Source organism: Oceanobacillus bengalensis (assembly GCF_003628445.1).
Classification (GTDB): Bacteria; Bacillota; Bacilli; order Bacillales; family Amphibacillaceae; genus Oceanobacillus; species Oceanobacillus bengalensis.
This window is the reverse complement of the sequence record NZ_RBZO01000008.1, coordinates 128,869-139,694: the sequence shown is the minus strand read 5'-3', so window position 1 is coordinate 139,694 and position 10,826 is coordinate 128,869. Positions and strand designations below refer to the sequence as shown.

The following is a 10,826-nucleotide window of genomic DNA, read 5'->3' as shown; positions in this document are numbered from 1 at the left end:
TCCATTATTTTCATCAACTATGAATTAACATTCAATTGTAGAAAGTTAACATTCCGAGATTCCTATGCTATAATATTCGTCTTTTGATTGGAAGGTTTTCGTTTTGTCCCAGCCCCTTTTTTATTGTGTAAAAGCTTTACTTTATAAACGATTCAAAAGTGAATTATTAATTCATTTTTGAATCGTTTATTTCTGTTCATTTTAATAATTGTAATTCAATTTTGAATCTATTTGTAAAATTTAAAATTATAGTAATTCCAATTCGCAATCAATGAAAATTCCATAAAAATTCTCAAACTATGTATTACCAACATTTCACTTGCTTTTATTTATATTTTTATAAAACTTGGCATGATTTTTGCTGTATGAATAGTGGATACATATTAAAAGGAGGAAATTAAAATGACGATAGCAATTACAGATGAACTTCAACAAATGAAAATAATGATTAAAAACTTCGTGGACAATGAAGTAGATGCCTATGCACAGCAAATTGAAGATGAAGATGCACTTCCCGAGCATCTTGTGGAAAAAGCGAAGGAGCTTGGGCTATTTGGTATAAGCATTCCAGAAGCGTATGGTGGCATTGGTCTAGATGCAGTTGGCAAGGCGATCGTATTAGAGCAATTAGGTAGAACACATAATGGCTTTGTTTCGCTTATTAGTGCACATACAGGGATTGGTAGTACAGGAATTGTGAAACTAGCATCCAACTATTTAAAACAAAAATATTTGCCAGATATGGCTGCAGGAAGGAAGATTGCTGCTTTTGCTCTATCTGAACCTGGAGCTGGATCGGATGCGACAAATTTAGCTACAGTAGCGGAAAAACAGGGGGAGAGTTGGGTATTAAATGGTACAAAACACTTTATTACCAATGCTCCGGTTGCTGATGTGTTTACCGTATTTGCAGTAACAGATAAGGAAAAGGGTGCGAAAGGTGGCATTACAGCATTTCTAGTAGAAAGAGACTTTCCAGGATTAATTGTAGGAAAGAAAGATAAAAAGATGGGCCTACGTGGTTCTTCTACTGCTCAAGTAATTTTTGAAAACTGTATCGTTCCAGAAGAAAATGTCATAGGAGAAGTTGGTATGGGGTATATGAATGCCCTGAAAATTCTAGGTGAAGGTCGTGTTGGATTAGCAGCTCGTGCAGTCGGGTCCTGTGATAAGTTAATCGAAATCTCAGCGAGTTATGCGAAGGAAAGAGTTCAATTTGGTAAACCGATTGCATCGAATCAAGCGATTCAATGGATGTTAGCGGATATGGCGACGGAAACGGAAGCGGCTCGTACGTTAACAATGATGGCAGCGGAGAAGATCGATTCAGGTAAAAAAGTAATTAAAGAAGCGGCCATGGCAAAATTATTTGCATCTGAAGTCTTTAATAAAGTAGCAGATAAGGCTGTTCAAATCCATGGTGGAATTGGTTACATTGGGGAATATCCTGTCGAACGTTTTTATCGTGATGCTAGAATTACAAAAATCTATGAAGGAACAAATGAGATACAACGCCTTATTATTGCAAGAAGAATACTAGACGAAAATTAAAATGGTTTAGCAAATGATTCACCTTAATGGAAACGCTAACAAATTGAGTTCAACGTTTTTTTGGGGGGATTTCAAGTTACATGTACTCAAATTCCCCCAAATATTAATAGATTGTAAAAAACGAATGGTGGTGAATAAATGGTAGCTCAAACAGGAACAGAACAAAAGATTGATACAACCGTTAAAGAAAAACCAGCTTATATTGAAGAGATTTGGAAAGGTAGAAAGGAGAAATGGAATCGCTCCAGAATTCTTTTAACGATGATATCTTTATTGGCAATCGGTCTTTCTGTATTCCATGTGTATACCGCGGGATTTGGAACGTTATCATCATGGCAGCAAAGAAGTATTCATGTCTTATGGGCAATTCTACTAATCTTCCTTATCTTCCCATTTAGAAAAGGAAAGAAGTTTGGGATCATTGACATTGTAATGATTTTGGTAGCTTTGGTTACAGCTGGCTATATGTTATTTGATGCACAAGGAATTCAAAGTAGACAAGGGGATATAAGCTCAACTGATGCGGCATTTGGAACTATATTTATCGCATTGGTATTGGAAGCTACTAGGAGAACAAATGGAGTTTTAATGGCTGCAATTGGTGTATTCTTCTTAGCATATATTCTATTTGGTCAATACTTTCCTGGTGCATTAGCTCATCCGGGCATTCGATACGAAAAAATGGTTGACCATATGTTTAACGGTACACTTGGAATCTTCAGTGAACCAATCTATGTCAGTTCTACTGTACTAATATTGTTTGTTATTTTCGGTTCGTTCTTAATGCGATCTGGTGGGGGACAGTTTTTTACAGACTTTGCTTTTGGGTTACTTGGTAATAAAACAGGTGGTCCTGCATTGTCCGCGGTAGGCTCAAGTGCACTTGTTGGCACAATAACAGGAAATGGTGCAGCAAATGCCGCAATAACAGGTGCTTTTACAATTCCATTAATGAAAAAGTTAGGGTATAGTAAACGGTTCTCAGCAGCAGTAGAAGCGGTGGCCTCTCAAGGTGGTCAAATTATGCCACCGATAATGGGTGCGTCCGTCTTTATTATGGCAGAAACACTTGGAATTCCGTATATAAAACTTGCGTTATACGCCTTAATCCCTGCGATTATATACTTTTTCATTGCTGGAATGGTTGTATATTTTCATGCAAAACGTTTGAAAATGGCTGGAATTCCTAAAGAACAATTGCCAAGTGTATGGAAAGTTCTGTTAAGGCAAGGTTATCTGTTCTTGCCGATTGTTTTAATTATCGGCTTGATGGTTTACGGATTCAGTCCAATGAAGGCTGGTTTTTATGCGATTTTAGCAGCTGTAGTTTTAAGTTGGATTCGTAGGGCAACCCGAATGAACCTTCTAGATGTATTAGCTGCACTAGAAAATGGTGCCAGAAGTGCATTAACTGTCATTGCTGCATGTGCGACTGCGGGTATTATTGTTGGAGCAGTATCTCTTACAGGCTTAGGTATTACTTTCTCACGCTTTGTTATTGATCTAGCAGGTGGAAACTTACTATTACTTCTTGTCCTTGTTGGGGTCGCTTCAATCATTATGGGTATGGGTATGCCAACTGTATCTGCATATGTTATCTTGGCAGTTTTAGGTGCTCCAGCATTAATTCAATTGGGAGTCAATGAAGTTGCTGCACATATGTTTGTATTCTACTTTGGGGTTATGTCCGGTTTAACACCTCCAGTAGCGATTACAGCTTATACTACAGCAGGATTAGCAGGTTCTGATCCATTTAAGACAGCTCTCTATTCTATGAAAATTGGATTAGGCGGATTTTTTATACCGTTTATTTTTGCCTACAATCCTGTATTACTTATGCAGGGTGGAAACACAGCAGAAATCGTGATTGCGATTGTTAGTGCATTCCTGAGTTGTATATTCTTTGCCGGGGCACTAGAGGATTACTTCTTAGGACAATTAGGGGTATTGAAGCGGATTCTAATGTTTGCTAGTGCTGTACTTTTAGTTACGCCAGGGATTATAGGGGATGTAGTCGGCATTTTAATTGCTATCTCCCTTATTATTTGGCAAAAAAAAATGAATAATCGAGCGAATATAGAAAAAAAACAAAAAATTGGATAGGAAGGTGAATTTTATGAAGAAAATCATACGTTGTAGTCTAATTCTATTAATTGTAGGATTTTTAGCAGCATGTGGAGATTCAGAAGAAACATCTAGTAATTCTGATAAACCAACAGCTCCAGATAAATTTTTAACGATTGGTTCAGGACCAATGGGTTCAGGTTGGTATCCTATTACAACTACAATGACAGAGATTTATTCGACTGAGTTTAATGGATTGAATGCCACGCAACTTGAAGGTGGTTCAAACGCAAATCTAAAATCCCTTGAAATTGGAGATATACAGATGGGAATTACGTATACAATGGATTTTAATGCGGCTCTGGAAGGTGGGAATGGATTTGAAGAACCACTTGAGAATGTCGCGGCAATAGGATCCTTATATCCAACGTACCAAACAATTGCAACAACAGCAAACAATGGAGAAATTAATAAAATAGAGGATATTTTGGATAAGCATATTTTCCTTGGGCCCCAAGGTGGGGGGGGAGTTATTGGCTTTTGGAATATGATGAAAGAATATGGAATTGATGAACAAGCAATTGAAGATGCTGGTGGACAACTTTCATATGGGAACTATTCAGATGGTACTTCTATGCTAAAAGATAATAATGTAGACGTTTTCTTAGGTGGAGGAGCGCCATATGTATCTGCACTACAAGAAATGGAAATAACACAGCCGATTAAAGTCCTTCCAATTTCTCAAGATAAATTGGAGAGTATTGAAGAGAAGGGAATTGGGATAACTACAGGTGCTCTTCCTGGTGGCACTTATCAAGGAATTGATGAAGACACACCTACTTACGTCATGGAGACAATGATTATTGTTAGAGCTGATTTAGATGAGGAGTATGTATACAATTTAACGAAAGTATTCTGGGAGAACCTTCCTACTTTTGAAAAGCAAGTTCCGGATAGAGCGAAAGAATTTGATCTAGATACAGTATTAAATGGAATTGATCCAGAAACATTGCATCCAGGAGCAAAACGTTATTATGAAGAACAAGGTGTTATTGAGTAAAAATTCAATAAGGAGGATTCCACTTGAATAGATTGGAAGAGCGAAGATGGTATCAAGCATACCCATCTGACATAAATAAATTTATTGATATACCAGAGATACCGGTTTATTCCCTTTTGAATGAAACAGCGGAAAAATACGGCAAACGAGCGGCTATTATTCAAGATGATGAGGAAATCTCCTATGGCGAATTGTTGGAGAAAACAGAACGGTTAGCTGGAGCATGGAATGCTATCGGATTGAAAAAAGGAGATAGAATCGGGTTGATGATTTCCAATCATCCCGATTATATCATCTCTTATTATGCAGCAATGAGGCTTGGGTTAATTGTTGTACAAATTAACCCTCGCTATACGGCCAGAGAGCTGTTACAAATTGTGAAAGATTCGGAAGCAACTTATATCGTTGCTGAAGAAGACAGTGTTGATACGGTTAATCAATTAAAGGAAATATACTCATTTGAACATGTTTATATCGTTGGTAAAGGAACAAATCAATATCAGAGTATTAATAAATTGATTGAAAAATCAATCCGATTAAGTAAGGATGTTTTCATACAACCAAAAGATGACATTGCAGTGATTCAATATACTGGTGGTACATCAGGAGTTCTAAAAGGAGCCATGCTAACCCATTATAATTTAGTGGCTAATGTATATCAAAGCTATGCGATGTACGGGAGTCGAATGGAATTTGGTAAGGAAATCATACTTACCGCTACACCACTTTATCACGTGTATGCAATGACAAGCGCAATGAATCTTGGAATCTATATTGGAGCAACCATTCTACTAATTCACAAATTCGAAGTAGAAAACGTATTGGAGAAAATTAAAAAATACCAACCAACGTTCTTTCCAGGAGTACCAAGAATGTATAACGCTTTTGTTAACCATAAAAATGTCGAACAATATGGGATTAATAGTTTGAAATTTTGCTCTAGTGGATCTGCTCCCCTCCCAATCGAAGTAATCCGTAAATTTGAGAAGATAACAGGAGCGGTTATTGGAGAAGGATTTGGTTTATCGGAAGCATCCCCATCGACCCATCGCAATCCACCAGGTGGTATTCGGAAAGTTGGTAGTATCGGTGTTCCGTTCCCAAATACCGATTGTAAAATCGTTGGTGAGGACAACTTGGAGCTTCCAATTGGAACTGTGGGAGAGTTAATTATTAAAGGTCCACAGGTTATGAAGGGTTATTTTAGAAATGATGATGAAACCAAGTATGCCTTAAGGAATGGTTGGTTATATACAGGGGATTTAGCAAAGCAGGATGAGGATGGTTACTTCTATATCGTTGGAAGAAAAAAAGAAATGGTCATCAATGGGGGGTTCAATGTTTATCCTCAAGAGATCGAAAATGTACTGTATGAACACCCAGATATAAAAGAGTGTGCTGTCGTAGGAATCCCACATCCTGAAAAGGGAGAAATCGTAAAAGCATATCTCGCCCCAAAAGACGGAGTAACGATTGACTTTGAAGAAGTAAAGGGGTTCTGTTACCGGAATCTTACACCGTATAAGGTACCGAAGGCATTTGAAATCATTGATGAATTACCAAGAAATACGGTGGGTAAAATTCTAAAACGTATTTTAGTAGAGAAAGAGACTGAGAAATTGTAATAGAGGACTAAATACCGAGGAGTGGACAGTGTGAATTTTAACCTTGATGAAGAAATCCGATTTTTAAAAAAAGGTGTACGTGATTTTGTTCAAACAGAAGTAGAAGCAGTTGCAATGGATATCGAGAGAGAAGATAAAATTCCAGAGCGGATAATTGAGATGTCTAAAGAAATGGGATTATTCGGCCTTAGTATTCCTGAAGAGTTCGGTGGCTTAGGTATTGGCATGGTTGGAAAATGCGCGTTATATGAAGAAATTGGTGCAACACATAATGGATACACAACACTAATCGGTGCCCATACAGGGATTGGAACAGTTGGAATTGTTGAGTTAGGAAGCGAAGAGCAGAAGCAAAAATACCTTCCAGATTTAGCTAGTGGCGAGAAGATTGGTGCATTCGCCCTAACAGAACCAAGTGCAGGTTCAAATGCGAGCGCACTAAAAACGACTGCAGTTCGTAAGGATAACAAATACATTTTAAACGGGACAAAGCATTACATTACAAATGCAACGGAAGCAGATGTATTTACGGTAATGGCTGTTACCGACCCAACGAAAGGTGCGAAGGGGATTACATCATTTATTGTTGAAAAAAACTTTCCTGGATTTAAGGTGGGGGCAGTTGAACCGAAAATGGGATTAAAGGGATCACATTCTGCTGAAATCATCATGGAAGATTGTGAGGTTCCAATTGAGAATGTACTAGGTGAAGAAGGGCAAGGATACGTTAATGCCTTAAAGATTCTAGCAAATGGTCGTGCGGGATTAGCTGCTAGAAACTTAGGTTCAAGTCAAAAACTACTAGACTTGTCCACAACGTACGCAATAGAACGACAACAATTTGGCGTATCAATTATTGACCATCAAGCAGTTGGACATATGCTTGCTGAAATGGCAGTTGCTATTGAAGCATTACGTTCCTTTACTTATCGAGTAGCTTGGATGGTAGATGAAGGACAAAAGGTAATTAAAGAGGCAGCAATGTTAAAACTTTACGGGTCAGAAGTTTATAACAGTGTAGCAGATAAAGCCGTTCAAGTTCATGGTGGTATTGGATATATCTCTGATTTCCCGATTGAGCGTTTCTTCCGTGATGCGCGTATCGCACGAATCTATGAAGGTACATCTGAAATTCAAAAAAATATCATATCAGGTCAATTGAAAAAAGAGTATAGCTAGAACTCACGAACCAAGAGGGGATGAATAAGCATGAAGGAAAGTATTGTTATTGTTAGTGCGGTTAGAACAGCAATCGGCGCTTATGGAGGTTCACTTAAAGAAGTTGGTTCAGGCCAGCTTGCATCTTTAGCAATTAAAGAAGCAATTAATAGATCAGGGATATCATCAGATCAAGTCGACGAAGTCATCATGGGAGAGGTTCGACAAACGACTGAATCATCTAATATTGCAAGAGTTGCAGCCTTGCGTGCTGGTGTACCAGAAGAGGCTACTGCGTATACGGTAAATCGCCTATGTGCTTCAGGAATGCAAGCAGTTGCATCAGGAGTTCAGCAAATTTTATTTGAACAAGCGAATATCGTTGTTGCTGGTGGGACAGAGAGCATGAGTCGTTCTCCTATCTATCTAAGGAATGCTAGATTTGGCGGAGATAAACCTTACTTGGTGGATTCAAATACTGAAGCAGGGCAACAGCCTTCTGAAATTTATGGGAAGGACTTAGGAATGGGAATTACTGCTGAGAATGTGGCAGAAAAGTATCAGATATCTAGAGAAGAACAAGATGCATTTGCAATTGAAAGTCAAAGAAGAGCAAGCAAAGCGATTGAAGAAGGGCGTTTTAAAGAGGAAATCGTTCCAGTCGAGGTGAGGGAGAGAAAAAGAACCTTTACATTCGCCCAAGATGAGCATCCACGTCCAAGTACGACAATTGAAAAGCTTGCAAAATTAAAAGCTGTTTTTAAAGAGGATGGAACCGTTACTGCAGGAAATGCCTGTGGTAGAAACGATGGTGCTGCGGCATTGGTTCTTATGAGAGAGTCAGAAGCAAAAGCATTGGGCTTAACCCCATTAGCACGAGTCGTTGACTGGGCAACTGCTGGAGTATCACCTGAGGTTATGGGCATTGGACCAGTTCCAGCTGTGAAGAAACTGCTAGAACGAACATCAAAACAACTACAAGATATTGATATATTTGAGTTAAACGAAGCATTTGCGTCCCAATCACTAGCTGTCATAAAGGAATTAGGCTTGGATCCTGAAAGAGTAAATGTGAATGGTGGAGCAATTGCTCTTGGACATCCAGTTGGAGCAAGTGGTGCAAGAATAATCACGACACTCCTACATGAACTGATTAAACGGAAACAACACTATGGTATTGCAACATTATGTGCTGGTGGTGGGCAAGGCATGGCGATTATGATTGAGCAGGTTTAATGATGTAATAGGAGGGCTTCTGAATGAATAAAGAAATTGTAGAAGTTAGAAAAAGTTTTGAATCCAGCCCTTTTTTCTCACTTGTTGGTTTTGAGGTTCTCTATTTTGAGGAAGGAAATGTAAAGATTAAGCTTCCGGTTACAAATAAACTTTTAAACGCTAATGAAACATTGCATGGTGGTGTTCATGCGACCATGCTAGATATAATCATGGGAATGACAATTCGGTCGGTATCCAAAACACGTTGTACGACTATCAACCTAGATATACATTACATTGCCCCATCTACTAAAGGGGAAATATATGCAACAGGAAAGATTTTAAAGCAAGGTTATAAAATTGTAACAGCAGAAGCAGAGCTTATAGGTGAGGATGGACAACTGCTTGCCAAGGGTGTAGGAACATTTAAGTTGTTAAGAAATGAAGTATAGGAGGAATTACAAATGGAAGAGAATTTTGTTGGTAAAGTAGCTTTTATTACAGGTGGTAGTCGTGGTATTGGAAAAGGTGTTGCATTACGGTTTGCTGAAGAAGGAGCAAAGGTTGCGGTTATCGATATTAATGAAGAGGCACTAAATGAAGTAGGGAAGGAATTTGCGGAAAAAGGGTATGAAATTTTTACAAAGAAAGCAAACGTTGTAAACGCAGAAGAAGTAGAAGCTGCTGTAAATGAAGTAATTTCAACCTTTGGGACAGTTGATATTCTAGTGAATAATGCAGGGATTATTCGTGATAATCTATTATTCAAAATGACAGATAGTGATTGGCAACAAGTAATGGATGTTCATTTAAAAGGATCATTTAATGCTGCTCGAGCCGTTCAAAAATATATGGTAGATCAAAAATATGGTCGAATCATTAATATCTCATCAACTTCAGCGTTAGGTAACCGTGGTCAGGCAAACTATGCAACAGCGAAGGCTGGTTTACAAGGTTTTACAAAAACACTTGCGATTGAACTTGGTAAATTCGGAATCACTGCTAATGCTGTAGCACCAGGATTCATTGAAACTGAAATGACAAAGGCTACTGCTGGGAGAGTAGGCGCTCGTTATGATGAATTTGTAAAATTAAACGTTAGTAAAATTCCAGTAGCAAGAAGCGGGAAACCAGAGGATATCGCGAATGCAGTTGCATTTTTCGCTGATGAAAAGTCTTCCTTTGTTAATGGTCAGGTTATCTATGTTGCTGGTGGACCAAAGGCTTAAACATTTGATAGTTGGGAGATGAAACAATGTATAAAGATATGATTGGTAAACAGTCGGAAAAGGTTAAAAATGTTGTAGAAAGAGGAATGGTTAAGCGGTTTGTGGAATCAATAGGTGACTCACATCCAATTTATGTTGACGAAGAGGTAGGAAAACATTCCAGATATGGTGCGAATATTACACCTCCTACTTTTCCGCGCATATTTGATTATGGTGTAGTAGAAGGCCTGCATTTACCGAAAAAGGGATTAATCCATGGTGAGCAAAACTACCATTTTGAAAGACCCTTATTAGTTGGTGAAGAAGTGTATTGCTATACAGGTGTCAAAGATTATTATGAGAAAAAAGGTAAAAATGGATTGATGGGATTTTTGGTAACAAGTAGGTATGGAGAGGATAAAAATGGAAACCTCATTTTTACAGAGGAATCGATTGTCATCATTAATGAAGCTGTGAGGGAGGCAATGAAAGTATGAAACAATTAGTGGAGCTTCATACGAATGATTCACTAGAGGTAACGCTTGAGCCTGTTTCTAGAATGGACCTAATAAAGTATTCAGGTGCTTCGGGTGATTTTAACCCAATTCATACGGTTGATGAAGAAGCAAAGAAAGCAGGATTGCCTGGAATTATTGCTCATGGCATGTGGACAATGGGAAATTTATCGAAATTATTTACTCCGTATTATGAAGAAGGATTTATTCAAGATTATCAGATACGCTTTTCTGGGATGGTATTTCTTCAAGATGTGATAACCCTTAAAGCGGAAGTAGAGAATATATCAGATACGTTTTCAGATTTTAAAGTAAAAGCTGTAAATCAACATGGAAAAGAAGTCATTAAAGGGAAAATTCGTTTCTCTAAATATTAAAGTAGACTAACAATGGATAAACAACTGTACGCATTTTCAAGGAAGATAAGGAG

At 38.1% G+C, this 10,826-nt stretch carries 10 protein-coding genes; all 10 read left to right on the top strand.

Annotation, left to right across the window (positions count from 1 at the left end; translation table 11 throughout):
* Nucleotides 1-402 precede the first annotated feature (402 nt).
* The 10 genes from D8M05_RS07185 to D8M05_RS07140 all read left to right on the top strand — a co-directional run bounded on the left by D8M05_RS07185 (nucleotide 403) and on the right by D8M05_RS07140 (nucleotide 10,773).
* Nucleotides 403-1,551, top strand: coding sequence for an acyl-CoA dehydrogenase family protein (locus D8M05_RS07185; protein WP_121130104.1), 1,149 nt, complete (start codon nucleotides 403-405; stop codon nucleotides 1,549-1,551).
* Between the two features lie 138 nt (nucleotides 1,552-1,689).
* Nucleotides 1,690-3,654, top strand: a complete 1,965-nt coding sequence (locus tag D8M05_RS07180) for a TRAP transporter permease (RefSeq protein WP_121130102.1) — start codon at nucleotides 1,690-1,692, stop codon at nucleotides 3,652-3,654.
* Between the two features lie 13 nt (nucleotides 3,655-3,667).
* Nucleotides 3,668-4,675: a TAXI family TRAP transporter solute-binding subunit gene (locus D8M05_RS07175; protein ID WP_121130100.1), complete on the top strand. Its 1,008-nt coding sequence runs from the start codon at nucleotides 3,668-3,670 to the stop codon at nucleotides 4,673-4,675.
* A 23-nt stretch (nucleotides 4,676-4,698) separates the two neighbouring features.
* Nucleotides 4,699-6,300 (top strand): long-chain-fatty-acid--CoA ligase, encoded by a 1,602-nt coding sequence (locus D8M05_RS07170; RefSeq protein WP_121130098.1) that lies wholly within the window; start codon nucleotides 4,699-4,701, stop codon nucleotides 6,298-6,300.
* Between the two features lie 30 nt (nucleotides 6,301-6,330).
* Nucleotides 6,331-7,479, top strand: coding sequence for an acyl-CoA dehydrogenase family protein (locus tag D8M05_RS07165; protein WP_121130096.1), 1,149 nt, complete (start codon nucleotides 6,331-6,333; stop codon nucleotides 7,477-7,479).
* A gap of 30 nt (nucleotides 7,480-7,509) precedes the next feature.
* Nucleotides 7,510-8,694 carry a thiolase family protein gene (locus D8M05_RS07160; RefSeq protein WP_121130094.1) on the top strand — a complete coding sequence of 395 codons (1,185 nt, stop codon included), beginning with the start codon at nucleotides 7,510-7,512 and terminating at the stop codon, nucleotides 8,692-8,694.
* Nucleotides 8,695-8,717: 23 nt separating this feature from the next.
* Complete coding sequence (locus D8M05_RS07155) at nucleotides 8,718-9,125, top strand: PaaI family thioesterase (RefSeq protein WP_121130092.1); 408 nt, start codon at nucleotides 8,718-8,720, stop codon at nucleotides 9,123-9,125.
* Nucleotides 9,126-9,137: 12 nt separating this feature from the next.
* Nucleotides 9,138-9,902: a 3-oxoacyl-ACP reductase FabG gene (gene fabG, locus D8M05_RS07150; protein ID WP_121130090.1), complete on the top strand. Its 765-nt coding sequence runs from the start codon at nucleotides 9,138-9,140 to the stop codon at nucleotides 9,900-9,902.
* Between the two features lie 26 nt (nucleotides 9,903-9,928).
* Nucleotides 9,929-10,378, top strand: coding sequence for a MaoC family dehydratase N-terminal domain-containing protein (locus tag D8M05_RS07145; RefSeq protein WP_121130088.1), 450 nt, complete (start codon nucleotides 9,929-9,931; stop codon nucleotides 10,376-10,378).
* Nucleotides 10,375-10,773, top strand: a complete 399-nt coding sequence (locus D8M05_RS07140; RefSeq protein WP_121130086.1) for a MaoC/PaaZ C-terminal domain-containing protein — start codon at nucleotides 10,375-10,377, stop codon at nucleotides 10,771-10,773. Before D8M05_RS07145 ends, D8M05_RS07140 begins: the two co-directional genes overlap by 4 nt.
* The last annotated feature ends 53 nt before the right edge of the window (nucleotides 10,774-10,826 follow it).

What these genes read in the sequence shown, in the direction of transcription:
- D8M05_RS07185 (WP_121130104.1), top strand. Translation starts at nt 403, where the DNA reads ATGACGATAGCAATTACAGATGAACTTCAACAAATGAAAATAATGATT.
- D8M05_RS07180 (WP_121130102.1), top strand. Translation starts at nt 1,690, where the DNA reads ATGGTAGCTCAAACAGGAACAGAACAAAAGATTGATACAACCGTTAAA.
- D8M05_RS07175 (WP_121130100.1), top strand. Translation starts at nt 3,668, where the DNA reads ATGAAGAAAATCATACGTTGTAGTCTAATTCTATTAATTGTAGGATTT.
- D8M05_RS07160 (WP_121130094.1), top strand. Translation starts at nt 7,510, where the DNA reads ATGAAGGAAAGTATTGTTATTGTTAGTGCGGTTAGAACAGCAATCGGC.
- D8M05_RS07155 (WP_121130092.1), top strand. Translation starts at nt 8,718, where the DNA reads ATGAATAAAGAAATTGTAGAAGTTAGAAAAAGTTTTGAATCCAGCCCT.
- fabG (WP_121130090.1), top strand. Translation starts at nt 9,138, where the DNA reads ATGGAAGAGAATTTTGTTGGTAAAGTAGCTTTTATTACAGGTGGTAGT.
- D8M05_RS07145 (WP_121130088.1), top strand. Translation starts at nt 9,929, where the DNA reads ATGTATAAAGATATGATTGGTAAACAGTCGGAAAAGGTTAAAAATGTT.
- D8M05_RS07140 (WP_121130086.1), top strand. Translation starts at nt 10,375, where the DNA reads ATGAAACAATTAGTGGAGCTTCATACGAATGATTCACTAGAGGTAACG.